The organism is Rhizobium sp. SVR5-9E (assembly GCF_056755095.1).
In genome coordinates this window covers 91,968-104,621 of sequence record NZ_JBNDHS010000006.1, presented here as the reverse complement: position 1 = coordinate 104,621, position 12,654 = coordinate 91,968, and the positions used below count along the sequence as shown (strand labels likewise).

Annotated in this window: 14 protein-coding genes and 1 pseudogene; 10 read left to right on the top strand and 5 right to left on the bottom strand. The window is 60.9% G+C overall.

Features of this window, described 5'->3' with window-relative positions:
• Positions 1-60: 60 nt before the first annotated feature.
• Both ACPYOJ_RS05700 and ACPYOJ_RS05695 read left to right on the top strand, forming a co-directional pair.
• Positions 61-176: pseudogene (locus ACPYOJ_RS05700) on the top strand (IS3 family transposase); the annotation flags it as partial.
• Positions 177-256: 80 nt separating this feature from the next.
• A complete protein-coding gene (locus tag ACPYOJ_RS05695; protein WP_481415369.1) occupies positions 257-652 on the top strand; it encodes a VOC family protein in 396 nt (131 codons plus the stop codon).
• Positions 653-669: 17 nt separating this feature from the next.
• On the opposite strand, the gene ACPYOJ_RS05690 is transcribed toward ACPYOJ_RS05695, so the two are convergent.
• Positions 670-2,538, bottom strand: coding sequence for a sigma-54-dependent Fis family transcriptional regulator (locus tag ACPYOJ_RS05690; RefSeq protein WP_481415368.1), 1,869 nt, complete (start codon positions 2,536-2,538; stop codon positions 670-672).
• Positions 2,539-2,764: 226 nt separating this feature from the next.
• Between ACPYOJ_RS05690 and ACPYOJ_RS05685 the strand changes: the two genes are divergently transcribed.
• Positions 2,765-3,817: an NAD(P)-dependent alcohol dehydrogenase gene (locus ACPYOJ_RS05685; protein ID WP_481415367.1), complete on the top strand. Its 1,053-nt coding sequence runs from the start codon at positions 2,765-2,767 to the stop codon at positions 3,815-3,817.
• A 97-nt stretch (positions 3,818-3,914) separates the two neighbouring features.
• Positions 3,915-4,208, top strand: coding sequence for a ribbon-helix-helix domain-containing protein (locus ACPYOJ_RS05680; protein WP_481415366.1), 294 nt, complete (start codon positions 3,915-3,917; stop codon positions 4,206-4,208).
• A 65-nt stretch (positions 4,209-4,273) separates the two neighbouring features.
• On the opposite strand, the gene ACPYOJ_RS05675 is transcribed toward ACPYOJ_RS05680, so the two are convergent.
• From ACPYOJ_RS05675 to ACPYOJ_RS05665, 3 genes are read right to left on the bottom strand one after another with little or no spacing between them, the layout of a single operon-like run.
• Entirely contained in the window at positions 4,274-4,462 is a 189-nt protein-coding gene (locus ACPYOJ_RS05675) for a hypothetical protein (RefSeq protein ID WP_481415365.1), read from the bottom strand.
• 23 nt (positions 4,463-4,485) lie between these two features.
• Entirely contained in the window at positions 4,486-5,601 is a 1,116-nt protein-coding gene (locus tag ACPYOJ_RS05670) for a WD40 repeat domain-containing protein (RefSeq protein ID WP_481415364.1), read from the bottom strand.
• Complete coding sequence (locus tag ACPYOJ_RS05665; protein WP_481415363.1) at positions 5,598-5,918, bottom strand: hypothetical protein; 321 nt, start codon at positions 5,916-5,918, stop codon at positions 5,598-5,600. Before ACPYOJ_RS05665 ends, ACPYOJ_RS05670 begins: the two co-directional genes overlap by 4 nt.
• Positions 5,919-5,984: 66 nt before the next feature.
• On the opposite strand from ACPYOJ_RS05665, the gene ACPYOJ_RS05660 reads away from it, so the two are divergent.
• Positions 5,985-6,248 carry a hypothetical protein gene (locus ACPYOJ_RS05660; protein ID WP_481415362.1) on the top strand — a complete coding sequence of 88 codons (264 nt, stop codon included), beginning with the start codon at positions 5,985-5,987 and terminating at the stop codon, positions 6,246-6,248.
• Between the two features lie 16 nt (positions 6,249-6,264).
• Here the strand turns inward: ACPYOJ_RS05660 and ACPYOJ_RS05655 are convergent, their stop codons facing one another.
• A complete protein-coding gene (locus tag ACPYOJ_RS05655; protein WP_481415361.1) occupies positions 6,265-6,714 on the bottom strand; it encodes a hypothetical protein in 450 nt (149 codons plus the stop codon).
• 489 nt (positions 6,715-7,203) lie between these two features.
• Here ACPYOJ_RS05655 and ACPYOJ_RS05650 point away from each other — a divergent pair, with 489 nt between their 5' ends.
• The 5 genes from ACPYOJ_RS05650 to ACPYOJ_RS05630 all read left to right on the top strand — a co-directional run bounded on the left by ACPYOJ_RS05650 (position 7,204) and on the right by ACPYOJ_RS05630 (position 12,650).
• Positions 7,204-8,871, top strand: coding sequence for an aromatic/alkene/methane monooxygenase hydroxylase/oxygenase subunit alpha (locus tag ACPYOJ_RS05650; protein ID WP_481415360.1), 1,668 nt, complete (start codon positions 7,204-7,206; stop codon positions 8,869-8,871).
• A 98-nt stretch (positions 8,872-8,969) separates the two neighbouring features.
• Positions 8,970-10,052: a 2Fe-2S iron-sulfur cluster-binding protein gene (locus tag ACPYOJ_RS05645; RefSeq protein WP_481415359.1), complete on the top strand. Its 1,083-nt coding sequence runs from the start codon at positions 8,970-8,972 to the stop codon at positions 10,050-10,052.
• 53 nt (positions 10,053-10,105) lie between these two features.
• On the top strand, positions 10,106-11,164 hold the full coding sequence (locus ACPYOJ_RS05640; RefSeq protein WP_481415358.1) for an aromatic/alkene monooxygenase hydroxylase subunit beta: 1,059 nt from the start codon (positions 10,106-10,108) through the stop codon (positions 11,162-11,164).
• 17 nt (positions 11,165-11,181) lie between these two features.
• Positions 11,182-11,550 (top strand): MmoB/DmpM family protein, encoded by a 369-nt coding sequence (locus tag ACPYOJ_RS05635; protein WP_481415357.1) that lies wholly within the window; start codon positions 11,182-11,184, stop codon positions 11,548-11,550.
• A gap of 77 nt (positions 11,551-11,627) precedes the next feature.
• On the top strand, positions 11,628-12,650 hold the full coding sequence (locus tag ACPYOJ_RS05630; RefSeq protein WP_481415356.1) for an amidohydrolase family protein: 1,023 nt from the start codon (positions 11,628-11,630) through the stop codon (positions 12,648-12,650).
• Positions 12,651-12,654 lie beyond the last annotated feature (4 nt).

Sequence of the window (12,654 nt, the reverse complement as noted above, 5' to 3'; positions counted from 1 at the left end):
GTCAAGATTGTATTATCATCGAGCGGTCACGTTGAATTTATCAGCAAAGGAACCGAGGCAGCACCGATGGTGATCCCCATGGCCGCCAATGATCGTTGGTCGCTGGCCGTCGTGTCGGATCAACTCGCCGATGGCCGCAGGTTCCGCTTCTAACAGTCGTCGACCATTCGATGCGAAGAACATCCAAAGTCGCCCTCCAGTACTACCTGAGGGAAGCTGTGCTAATCCATCCTAAAACGAGCGTGGAGGGACGAGCATGGCGAAGATGATTCATTCCATGATCCGGGTGCTGGACGAGCAGCGCTCGGTCGATTTTTATCGGCGGGCTTTTGGTCTTGCCGTCGCGGAGCGTCTGGAGTTCGACAACTTCGTCCTGATCTATCTCAGCAATTCCGAGAGCGGTTTCGAGCTTGAACTGACGGTCAACACGGGGCGAACCGAACCCTATGCGACCGGCGACGGTTACGGCCATCTGGCAGTCTCGGTCGACGACCTCGAGGCCCAGCACCGCCGCTTTCTGGCGCTCGGTTTCGAGGCGGGAAAGATCGTGGATTTCAACCACAATGGCGCGCCGCTCGCCCGGTTCTTCTTCGTTAGCGATCCCGACGGCTACAAGGTCGAAGTCCTGCAGCATGCTGGCCGCTATCTCTGACCGGCGTGGTCGACCTGTCACAGGACGTGCTTGTAGACCGTCGTGCGGGAGAGGCCGAGCTGGCGCGCCGTCTGTGAAACATTGCCGCCCGTCCGGCGGTGGACGGCGCGGATTTCCTGGCATTTCGCGCGGCTGAGCGGGCGGTCCCTGCATCCTTCGCAGCAATCCTGCAGGCTTTCGGCAACGGGGCTCACCTCGTCGAAACAATCCTCGTCGAGATAATCGGCACGGCGGCGAACCAATGCCCGCTGCAGTACTGTTTTCAGTTCGCGGATGTTGCCCGGCCACTTCCTGCGAAAGAGCGCGGCGACAGCCGCGTCCGTGATCGGCGTTCCGGGCGCCACCTCCTCCATCACCTGGCGGACGATCGCGGCGAAATCCGTTCGCGCCCTCAGGACCGGCAGATGGATAGCGAAGGCGTTCAGCCGGTAATAGAGATCCGCGCGAAACAGCCGTTGCGTCACCATCTCCTCGAGATTGCGGTTCGTGGCCGAGACGATCTGCACATCCACCTTCTCGGCCTTGTGCGCACCGACTGCTCGGACCTCCATGCTGTCGAGGAAGCGCAGGAGCGAGGTCTGCGCCGCCAGCGGTATGTCGGCCACCTCGTCGAGAAACAGGGTGCCGCGATGGGCCGCGCGCGCGAGCCCCGGCGCGCCTTTGGCGCGGGCATTGGTGAAGGCCCCGCCCTCGTGGCCAAATATTTCCGCGATGAATAGATCCTCCGGCACCGCACCGCAGTTGACGGGCACGAACTCGCCCTTCCGCTGGCTCAGGCGATGAACGTGGCGCGCCATCAGTTCCTTGCCGGTTCCCGTTTCCCCTGTGATGTGCACGGGCATCCCGAGGGCGACGGCGTCCGCGAGATTGGCAAGCGCCTGCCTGATCGAGCTGTCGTCGCAGGTGAAGTCCGGCATGCCCTCTTTCGGCAGCAGCGCGGGAACGGACGACGCGGTTCGCGGCGACGGCACGCTGCTTCGGCCCTGGGCGATCTGGCGGCAAGCCATGAAAACGCCGCTGCCGGCACGGTCGCGAATGCGGATGATGCCGCCATTGAGGAGCCCGTCCATCGCCGCTCCGAAGCCGGATTCGAACAGCGCATCGAAATGGCTGCCGAGCGTCGCCGGCAGACCGGCCAGCAACGCCTTTCCGGAACGGTTGATGGAGGTGACGTCGCCCGACGGCGATACCGAGATCAGGCCCGCGGACAGCGTGTCGAGATATTCCACGCGCGGATGGAAGGCGAAGACGAAGCTGCTGGAAAAATCCTGGAACACCAGGCCGTTCTCGATCTGGGCCGCGGCCATCCGCACGAGGGCATGCGTATGCTCCTGCCGCGCGTCATGGGCGCAGGAGGCATCGAGCAGGCCGAGGATCTCTCCGTGCGAATTGAAGATCGGCGCTGCCATGCAGCTCAGATGGCCATGGCAGGCGAAATAGTGTTCCCGCCCGTAGATCGCTACGGGCTTTTCGGTCATGGCGGCAAGCCCCAGCGCATTGGTGCCGCGCTCGCTCTCGTTCCACATGCTGCCAGGAATGATCGAACGGCCGGCGGCGCTGTCGGCGAATTCCTGATCGCTTATCGTATCGAGGACGATGCCATCAGCATCGCCGAGCGCGATCATGAAGTTCGATCCGGCGATCTGCGAATGCAGAAGCTGCATTTCGGCCAGCGCCAGCCGGCGCATGGAGATAGTCGCCTCGCGCCGGCGGCGGACATCGGAAAATGGCACGACGCTGCGTTGCGGCATGGCACGCGGATCAAGGCCGCCGTCGCGACATCGCTGCCAACTCTCGGCGACAATCGGCTGAAGGGTGCCGACCGGAAAACGGTCACCCTTCTCCAGCGCATTGCGTGCCCGGTCCATTCCCGAAAGATGCTGCATGGCTACTCCTCATGCGCCATGACACCGAGGATAACAGCCGCTGGCAGGATGACAATAGACAGAAACTGGACAGTTCTGCTGTTCACCGCGTTCAGTCAATGAACAGGCAGACTCCGTCGGCTTTTGGGTATCCTATTGATAAGAGTAGGAAATGTAATCTGGAACGGCAATTGCAGCTGTATCTTCCGCAACGGGCATCGATCCCGTCGATGGAGGAGACATCAGCATGAAGGCGCAGGTTCTGAACAAATATGACGACAATCTGAAAGCGGAGCAGTGGGTTTCGCTGCAGGAGGTTCCCGATCCTCAGATCAAGAAATCCACCGATGTCATCGTCCGCATCGGCGGCGCGGGAGTCTGCCGCACGGACCTCCACATCATCGAAGGCGTCTGGCGGCCCCATATGGATCCGACCGGAGATAGCCTCCTGCCGCTGATCATGGGCCATGAGAATGCTGGCTGGGTGGAAGCCATCGGCAAGGAGGTCGAAGGCATCAAAGTCGGTGATCCTGTTATCGTTCATCCGAAGATTTCCGGCGGCACCTGCCTTGCCTGCCGGCGCGGTTTCGACATGCACGGCCCCGGCAAGTTTCCGGGCCTGGACAGCAACGGCGGCTATTCTGAATATCTCTGCACGTCGGAGCGCAATATCGTGCCGCTGCCGAAAACGCTGGCCCCCAAGGATGTCGCGCCCTATGCGGATGCGGGACTGACAGCCTATCGCGCCGTCAAGAAGGCGACGCGGCATCTGCTGCCCGGCGAAAGCTGCGTGGTCATCGGCGCAGGCGGGCTTGGCCATATTGCCATCCAATGCCTCAAGGCGATGTGTGCCGCTGACGTGATCGTCGTCGATATGTCCGACGATTCGCTGGCACTCGCGCGCAAGATCGGCGCCGACAAGCTCGTGAAGGCCGATGGCAACGAGGTCGAGGCGGTGCTGCAGTTGACCGAAGGCCAGGGTGCCGAAGCCGTCATCGACTTCGTAGGCGAAAAGGGCACCACCACCAGGGGGCTGGCGATGACCCGGCCGATGGGCAGCTATTATGTCGTGGGATACGGCGAGGACATCCGCGTGCCGACGGTGGACATGGTCATCACCGAGAAGAACATCATCGGCAACCTGGTCGGAACTTGGGCCGAACTGGTGGAACTGATGGCGCTCGCCGACCGCGGTCTGGTGGATCTGACGACCGTGGAATACAAGCTCGCCGACGCCAACAAGGCGCTCAAGGATCTGCACAACGGCAAGATCCACGGGCGTGCCGTGCTGATCCCTTGAACGCATCGGCTCTGACACCAGGACATGCGCTCTCCGACCACAGTCCGGCCGGAGAGCATTGTCGTGAGCGAAACCCAGCGCGAGGGAGGAAGAAATGATGTGCAGAGTCTTGAGCCATCAGGGGCAGGATAGGTTCATCAAGGTCAGCCGATCGGTCCGGATTGCCGGGCATTCGACCAGCGTGCGGCTGGAATCGGCCTTCTGGAGTACATTGGAGGACATGGCCGCCGTGGAAGGGCTGTCGACAGCGAAGCTGATAGCGGCACTGTACGGCGAGGCCCTGGAGAAACATGACGACATGTCTAACCTTGCCTCGATGCTGCGGACCGTCTGCCTGCTCTACCAGCAGGAGCGTAATGCACAGGCCGCGAGACCGCTGCAGCCGGCCTGATCCGAGCGCGGCTGCCGTTGATGCAGCACGGGAAGCCGCGCGAGAAGGCATGTCCCAAGGCGGATTCACGCCTTGGGTGAAGTAACCTCGCTGCCGGCGTCGGCCTTGCCTTCGGCGATCCAGCGCGCGCCGAGCACCAGCGCGCCCATGCTGAAATCCCTGCCATGGGCTGCGACCATCTCCTGCGACAGTCTGGCGATCCTCTCGAAAAAGGCGTCCTTGCTCTTTTCCTCCACGGAGAGTTCGGCTTGCATGATTTCCTCCATTTGCGTTTTTTTCATTTGAAAAGCTGCACCGGAAAGGTGATGACGGCGACGTTGCCGAGCGCATCGCCCATGGCGAGATGCCGGCCGTCGACCGTCCACTGAAGCGCCGTAACCTGACCGCCGGCCGGGCGCACGACGAGCTCCTCCCGCGCGCCAAGAGGCGCCACCACCACCTGGCCGTTGGCATAGCCGGCGGCCACGAGACGACCGTTCGGCTGGGCCGCAACGGCCTCCACCTGGACGAGACCGGCGCGACCTGTCGTCAGCGCACCCGCGGCACTGTTATCGAACGGCGGCGTCTCCATCGACCAGCCGGCGATGCGGTAGGCGCCGGCGGCGACAAGCGCGTTTTCTCGCGTGCTCCAGGCCACTGCGCGAACCGGCCCCGGGAAATCGCCAAGCTGCATGTGGCGGCCGGAACCCACATCGACGAGACACAGTCCCGCGCTATCCACGCCCAAGGCCAACCAGCGGCCATCGCCGCTCCACCTCAAGCATAGGGAGACGGAGGGGAGCGGAATTTCCAGGAACGGCCGCAGACTGTCGCCGACCTCATAAAGGATGAGGCTTCGCGAGGCGGCGACCGCCAGCTTGGTGCCGTCCCCCGAAAATGCGATCCGCTCCGGGATCCTTTCCCCAAGGTCGATCTTCAGGGCAGGGGCGCTTCCGGCGAAACGGATATGAAGTCTGTCGCCGACCGAAATCGCCGCCGCCCCGGTCATCAGGCAATGATCGAAGGCCGAGATCGGCTCGGCGGCGGAGAAGACGGTGTCTGCGATCTCGCCGGCGCGGCTGAGCCGCACGAGGTCGCCCTTCATGCCGGCGGCGAGATAGCCGCCGTCGCTGTAGGCAGAGACGGAGTGGGCGTCCTTCACCCGCGTGATGATGAGCGGCGCGGCCTTGCCGTGACGGGGCCTTATCGTCGTCTGCCCCCCGTCGACCGTAATGCGGGCTTCCGGTGGCTCGTTGTCCGCCATTCTTGCGAATGCGATCGAACCGTCTTCGCAGACGACGGCAAGCAGCGTCTCATCGTCGTTGAAGCAGACATGACGAACCGCGGCCGGTCGTTGCCAGTTGCGGGCGAGAAGGTCGAACAGAGTGATGTTCGGAACGGCCTGCTGGTTCATGATTGTCCTCCTTTTGCCGCCGCGATAAGGCGATCGATGTCCGTCACCGCCACCTCCGCCGCTTCGATCTCGGCGACGCAATAGGCCTGGGCCGATCGGATGGCGGTCGCCTGCTCTTCAACCTCGCTCAGTTCCTTTGCGACCTCGCCGTTGGCGGGGTCCCGCTCCAGGGCCAATTGCAGGCGCAGGATCTCCATCTCGATGCCGGATGCTTCCTGGATCAGCTTGTGTGTCCTCGCGGCCAGGGCCGAGATGTGTGCCACGCAATCAAGTCGGCGCTGCAACAGTTCCTGGATCGGTTGGTCTTGACCGCTCATGGCGAAATCCTACGTGTTCTGCCGGCGCCGCCGCGCCGTGTGGATTGGAGCGAGAGGAGCCCTGGGATGTTCGACACGATTGGCAGCACGTTCTTCGATGCCCTGCGCCGGGCGGCCGAACGCCATCTGAAGCATGGCCATCCCTGTATCGAGGCGCTCGGCGCAGCAGCCCGCGGTGCCGATTCCACGGCGATTGCTGCGGCGCAGGATGCGCTCGCCGCTCTTGATCCGGCGATTATGAACGCGCTGATGGCTGAAGCACACAGGTTGCTGCGCGAAGATCCGGCAGGGATCCTCGGCGGCTGGAATCCCGCTGGCGTCAGCCATTGATACCGAACCGGGTCGCTCACGGACTGGTCCCTCCCGGTGCTTTCCAGGCTTCGAGCAGGGCCGGCAATTCCGGCATCTGCGTTCGGAACTGCCGTTCTGCCAGATCGACATGGCTGCGAAGCTGATCCCATACGTCTACGCGGATCATTGTATCTCCCGTCAACTGCTCGATCTCCTCGACGCGCAGCTGTCTCGACAGCGACACGCCCGAAAAGACGAAATCGCGGAGCAGGATCGCGTGCCTTTCCGCGAAGGCGTGTATCATCGGATGCGTCTCGTCGGTGATCCCGGCGGCGGAGAGTTCGCGAAGGATGAACCGTTGAAAATGGCTCTGCATCAAGTGCTGGCTTTCTCCCAGGAAGCGCATCACGAAGACGAGGTCTCGCTGCATGAGCCCGGCGAGTTCGGTGGTGATGTCGCCTCCGACGGGGCCGAGCGGCGTTTGTTGCTCGTCCTTGTCTGGCATGAGCTTTTCCAAACCTGAAATAGACAACCCTATGCGCGAAATATAAGTGATGAATATGGCGATGTCGATCCCTGTTTATTGCGCTCTTGCAAAAGCTTATAGGCAATCTTTGCAAATATAAATAAAGTTACATCTGTAAATTACGATTGTAAAATAACTTTACATCATTTCACTCTTCCAGCTCGTCAAACGCCGGAATTGCCGTAAAACTCACTTGGCACGCCCTTTGCACTGTCTGTTCTCATAAAAGCTATCGCGCTGACAGCGACGACAGAAGAACGAAGGAGTTGGGGAAGCGACTGACCGTCCGTCCAGGAGCCGGCACTTCCCCGAAGACCTTTGCCTCGATCGACTTGAATGGCCGGCCCGCCGGGACGCGCGCATGCGCATTCCGTTGTCGCGCCCTTCCAACTTTCGCTCGCGGCGTTTCTGGCGCCGTTCCGGCCGAGGCTTGAGGCCTGCGGCACAACAAAGTGGAGGCAGAGGACGATGTCGTCTTTGACACTCAATAAGATAACCTCGCAGCGGGGCATTTCCGTCGGCGAGGCGACCAAGCGGATTTCCGACCTCGGTTGGAATCCCAGCTACGTGCAGGAAGCGATGACGTTTCCGACGGACTACAAGATCACAAAGGCACCCCGTGATCCGATGAAGCAGGTCCTGCGCTCCTATTTCCCCATGCAGGAGGAAAAGGACAATCGCGTCTACGGCGCGCTCGATGCGGCGCTACGCGGCGACATGTTCCGCAATGTCGAGCCGCGCTGGGTGGAATGGATGAAGCTCTTCCTGGCGATCATCCCCTTCCCGGAAATTTCCGCCGCCCGCTCCATGGCCATGGTCGCCCGCATCGCTCCGGGTGAAGACCTTCGCACCGGCTTCACCATGCAGATGGTCGACGAGTTCCGCCATTCGACCATCCAGATGAACCTGAAAAAATGGTACATGGAGAACTACATCGATCCGGCCGGCTTCGACATCACCGAGGAAGCCTTCGGCAAGTGCTACGCCACGACGATCGGCCGCCAGTTCGGTGAGGGCTTCATCACCGGCGACGTGATGACCTCGGCCTGCCTGTACCTGACCGTGGTTGCGGAGACCGCGTTCACCAACACGCTCTTCGTCGCAATGCCGTCAGAGGCCGCCCGCAACGGCGACTATGCCCTGCCGACCGTGTTCCTGTCGGTGCAGTCCGACGAAAGCCGGCATATCGGCAACGGCCATTCGCTGCTGATGGCGGCACTGAAGGAGCCGGAAAACCACCTGCTTCTGGAGCGCGACCTGCGCTACGCCTTCTGGCAGAACCACGCCATCGTCGATGCGGCCATCGGCACCTTCATCGAATACGGCACCACGAACCGCGACAAGAACAAGGAGTCCTACGCGGAGATGTGGCATCGCTGGATCTTCGAGGACTACTATCGCACCTACATGCTGCCGCTCGAAAAATACGGCATCAAGATCCACCACGACGACGTGCATGAAGCCTGGAACCGCATCACCAAGAAGCACTACGTCCACAAGGTCGCGCAGTTCTTCGCGGTCGGTTGGCCGGTCAACTTCTGGCGCATCGAGGCCCAGCGCGAAGCCGACTTCGAATGGTTCGAGCACAAGTATCCGGGCTGGTATGCCCAGTTCGGCGAGTTCTGGCGGTGGTACGACAAGCTGAGCCGCCCAGGCGAAACGATCATCACCTTTAACGAGGATGTCGGCTACGTTTATCCGCATCGCTGCTGGAGCTGCCTCGTTCCCTGCCTGATCCGCGAGGACATGGTGGTCGACGAGATCGACGGCGAGCTGCACACCTTCGCCCATGAGCTCGACCGCTGGACCGCCGTCGAGGCATTCGCAGACGAATATCAGGGCCGGCCGACGCCCGCGATGGGCCGCTTCAGCGGCAAGCGCGAGTGGGAGACGCTCTACCACGGCTGGGATCTTGCCGACGCGATCAAGGACCTGAACTTCGTTCGCTCCGACGGCAAGACGCTGGTGCCGCAGCCGCACCTGCGCTTCGACTCCAAGGACATGTGGACGCTCGACGACGTCCGCGGCCACACGCTGCTGTCGCCGCTGACGCTGCTGCGTGAAATGTCGCCGGCGGAGCGGGAAAAGCACATCGCCGAATACCGCGCCGGCTTCACCATCAATCCTTGCAACTGAGCGCATGACAACGCGCGAAGGCCGTTCGCCGGCCTTCGCGGCATCCGGGAAGAGACCGCTCCCTCCGGGGAACGGTCGGATTTGGGAGATTTTTTGATATGGCTGACGCCCAAAAAGTGCATGTGGCCGCCCATAAGGTGCGGCTGGAGCCGGTCGGCGTGGAGTTCGAGGTCGAGAACGGCGAGACGGTCCTGAACGCCGCATTCCGACAGGGCATCGCACTGCCGCATGGCTGCAAGGAAGGACAATGTTCCGCCTGCAAATGCGTCCTGCTCGACGGCGAAGTCGACATGCTCAAATATTCGACCTTCGCACTGAACGACATGGAAAAGGATTCCGGTCACATACTGCTGTGCCGCTCCATGGCCTACTCGGATATGGAGGTCGAGCTTCTCAACTACGACGAGGAGGTGCTGTCGAAATCGATCGCCGTAAAGAGCTTCAAGGGTCGCATTTCCAATATCCAGAAGCTCACCCACGATATCAGAGGCATTGAAATCGAACTGGGTTCCCCGATGAAGTTCTGGGCGGGGCAATATGTCGACATCACGGTCACCACGGAAAAAGGGGAGACGATTACACGCTCGTTCTCCATGGCAAATACGCCGCGCGAAACCCAGAAACTCTCCTTCATCATCAAGAAATACCCGCAAGGAAAATTCTCCGGCGAGCTCGATTCAGGAGGAATCCGCGTCGGAGCAGACGTCACCGTCGTCGGACCTTACGGCACCTGCTTCCGACGGGAAGAACGTGAAGGACCCCTAGTGCTGGTCGGCGCCGGCTCCGGCATGTCGCCGGTCTGGTCGATCCTCAACGATCATCTGCTGAGCGGGGAATCCCGGTCCGTCTATTTCTTCTATGGGGCGAGGACGCCGGACGACCTCTTCTATCTCGACCAGATCGCCGCGCTCGTCGATCGCCATCCGGAAGTGACCTTCATACCGGTGCTGTCGCACGCCGACGAAACCAACGATTGGTCGGGCGAACGCGGCTTCGTCCACCAGGCGGTCGACGCCAGGCTCAAGGAGCTCGGGATCGACGGTGAAGGCGATGTCTATGCCTGCGGCCCACCGGTCATGATCGACGCGCTGCAGCCGGTTCTTTTCATGAACGGCTTCGAATCCGAACGCATCTTCTTTGACAAATTCACGACTTCGTCCGGAGGAGCTCCGGGTCACTAGAGCTGGACGAAGATCGGACAGCAACACCGCAACGCAACAAGGGAGCGAGAACTATGCCAGCATTATCAAGTTCAGTCGGATCAGGGGCCGCCGGAGCGGCGATATTCGCCGATTCCGACAGCCGCAGATACCGCTATTTCGAGCCGAAGGGCCAGCGTGCCACGCATTACGAGGACGTCACCGTCGACGTTCAGCCGGATCCCGAGCGCTACCTGATCCAGAACTGGATCATCTCCTTTGCCAATGGCAAGGGCGCCTATGTCAAGGACAACACCGCCGTCAGAAGCTCCAACTGGCATGCCTTCCGCGCGCCTGACCAGGAGTGGGAGCGAACCCATTACCAGCGGCAATCGAAGATCGAGACCATGGTGCAGAGCGTCATCGCCAATGCTCGCCGCGCCGGCGCGCCGAAGACCTTCGACAAGGCCTGGGCCAAGATCCTGCAGGCGCATCTCGGAGCCTGGAAGCATGTGGAGTTCGGCCTCGGCACCTCGCTGATGCAGGCGCAGCGCTACGGCTACACCCAGATGATCAACAACGCCACGCTCACCAACTCCTCCTACAAGCTCCGCCTCGCGCAGGACATCACCCTCTATCTCGCAGAGATCGGCATGGACATTCCGGGCTGGGACGATGAGCTCGGCAAGAAGACCTGGCTCGAGGACGGCATCTGGCAGCCCACCCGCGAGGCGATCGAGACCATCATGGGCGCGACCGACTATCTCGAGCAGTATTTCGCGATCAACATCGTGTTCGAGCCGTTGGTAGGCGAACTGTTCCGCTCGGGTTTCCTGATGCAGGTAGCCGCCGCCAACCACGATTTCGTCACGCCGCCGGTAGTCTCCGCGGCCGAGGCAGACTACGAGCGCAATCTCGCCAACGCGATCGACTTGATCTACCTGCTCGCCAACGACGATTCCTACGGCGACTTCAACAGGAAGATCGTCCAGGGCTGGCTCGCCAAGCATGGGGCCTTGGCTGAAAAAGCCGCGCAGGGGCTTCAGCCGATCTGGTCGATGCCGCATTCCAAGCCGGTTTCCTTCGCCGACGTCCAGGCCCAGAGCCAGGAACGCCTCGGCAAGATTCTCGGCGAACTCGATCTCAAGCGCTAATCGGAGGAGTGTTTTCCATGTCAACCGTTGCACGCGACAACTCGCACGACAACATCTTCAAGTCCATGAAGGATATCACCTTCGAGCAGACGATTTCCCACCAGTGTGGCGTCACCATGAACGACTCCGTCGAAGCGCGCGCCATTGCCGAATTCATGAGCAAGAAGCCCGGTGTGATCGTCACTTACCAGCCTGCCATGATCCGCATCGACGGCGATGGCAAGCTGATCTTCAAGATGGATGAGATCAGCGAATATCTCGGACGGGAGATGACCGCTGAAATCTTCGAGGTCAACACGTCCACGCACTATGGCCGCATGGTCCGTATCGACGACAACACCGTGATCCTCTTCGGCGATATGGATGAGGTGTTCGAATACATCTGACATCCCGAACGGCGATTGGAGGCGTGCCCTTCAAGGGCGCGCCTCCTCGAAACAAGACAGGTTTGGAGGAGAAAACCATGTACGTCACACCCGAAGGCAAAGAGATTTTCATCGTCGACGGCCATACGCATTTCTGGGACGGAAGCCCGGAAAACCAGCGAAACATTCACGGCAAGCAGTTCGTCGAATGCTTCTATGCCTACCACACTGCGCTCAGCCCCAAGGAGCAGCTTTGGGAGAAGAGCAAGTTCGAGAAATACAGCGCCGACGACCTCTACCGGGATCTGTTCATCGATGGTCCCGACGACGTGGCGATCGTCCAGTCGACCTATCTGAAGGATTTCTACAAGAACGGCTTCAACACGATCGAGCGCAATGCCGAGATGGCCAAGCGCTATCCGGAACGCTTCATCGTCAATGGCTCCTTCGATCCGCGAGATGGCGAGAAGGCCATCGAATACATTCACTACATGAAGGAGACCTACGACATTCAGGGCGTGAAGATGTACACGGCCGAATGGAACGGCGCCTCCAAGGGCTGGAGGCTCAACGATCCCGACGCCTATCGCTGCTTCGAGCTCTGCGAGAAGCTCGGCATCAAGAACATCCATGTCCACAAGGGCCCGACGATCATTCCGCTCAACAAGGATGCCTTCGACGTCCATGACGTCGACTATGCCGCGACAGACTTCCAAAACCTCAACTGGATCGTCGAGCATTGCGGCCTGCCGCGCCTCGACGACTTCTGTTGGATTGGCGTCCAGGAGACCAATGTCTATGGCGGGCTTGCCGTGGCCCTGCCGTTCATCCATTCGCGGCCACGCTATTTCGCCGAGGTGATTTCCGAACTGCTGTTCTGGGTCGGTCCCGAGAAAATCCTGTTTGGGTCCGACTACGCGATCTGGACGCCGCGCTGGCTGGTTGAGAAGTTCTGGGCGTTCGAATTGCCCGAGGATATCAAGCAGGAACGCGGCGTCGATCTGACGCTGGAGATCAAGGAGAAGATCCTCGGCCTGAATGCGGCACGCCTCTACGGCATCGACATCGCCGCGAAGAAGAAAGCGCTTGCCGGATCGCCATTCAGCGTTGCCGCGGAGTGAGCCG

Excerpts from the sequence above, each read along its gene's own strand:
- ACPYOJ_RS05695 (WP_481415369.1), top strand. The coding sequence starts at position 257 with ATGGCGAAGATGATTCATTCCATGATCCGGGTGCTGGACGAGCAGCGC.
- ACPYOJ_RS05690 (WP_481415368.1), bottom strand. The coding sequence starts at position 2,538 with ATGCAGCATCTTTCGGGAATGGACCGGGCACGCAATGCGCTGGAGAAG.
- ACPYOJ_RS05685 (WP_481415367.1), top strand. The coding sequence starts at position 2,765 with ATGAAGGCGCAGGTTCTGAACAAATATGACGACAATCTGAAAGCGGAG.
- ACPYOJ_RS05680 (WP_481415366.1), top strand. The coding sequence starts at position 3,915 with ATGTGCAGAGTCTTGAGCCATCAGGGGCAGGATAGGTTCATCAAGGTC.
- ACPYOJ_RS05675 (WP_481415365.1), bottom strand. The coding sequence starts at position 4,462 with ATGCAAGCCGAACTCTCCGTGGAGGAAAAGAGCAAGGACGCCTTTTTC.
- ACPYOJ_RS05670 (WP_481415364.1), bottom strand. The coding sequence starts at position 5,601 with ATGAACCAGCAGGCCGTTCCGAACATCACTCTGTTCGACCTTCTCGCC.
- ACPYOJ_RS05665 (WP_481415363.1), bottom strand. The coding sequence starts at position 5,918 with ATGAGCGGTCAAGACCAACCGATCCAGGAACTGTTGCAGCGCCGACTT.
- ACPYOJ_RS05660 (WP_481415362.1), top strand. The coding sequence starts at position 5,985 with ATGTTCGACACGATTGGCAGCACGTTCTTCGATGCCCTGCGCCGGGCG.
- ACPYOJ_RS05655 (WP_481415361.1), bottom strand. The coding sequence starts at position 6,714 with ATGCCAGACAAGGACGAGCAACAAACGCCGCTCGGCCCCGTCGGAGGC.
- ACPYOJ_RS05650 (WP_481415360.1), top strand. The coding sequence starts at position 7,204 with ATGTCGTCTTTGACACTCAATAAGATAACCTCGCAGCGGGGCATTTCC.
- ACPYOJ_RS05645 (WP_481415359.1), top strand. The coding sequence starts at position 8,970 with ATGGCTGACGCCCAAAAAGTGCATGTGGCCGCCCATAAGGTGCGGCTG.
- ACPYOJ_RS05640 (WP_481415358.1), top strand. The coding sequence starts at position 10,106 with ATGCCAGCATTATCAAGTTCAGTCGGATCAGGGGCCGCCGGAGCGGCG.
- ACPYOJ_RS05635 (WP_481415357.1), top strand. The coding sequence starts at position 11,182 with ATGTCAACCGTTGCACGCGACAACTCGCACGACAACATCTTCAAGTCC.
- ACPYOJ_RS05630 (WP_481415356.1), top strand. The coding sequence starts at position 11,628 with ATGTACGTCACACCCGAAGGCAAAGAGATTTTCATCGTCGACGGCCAT.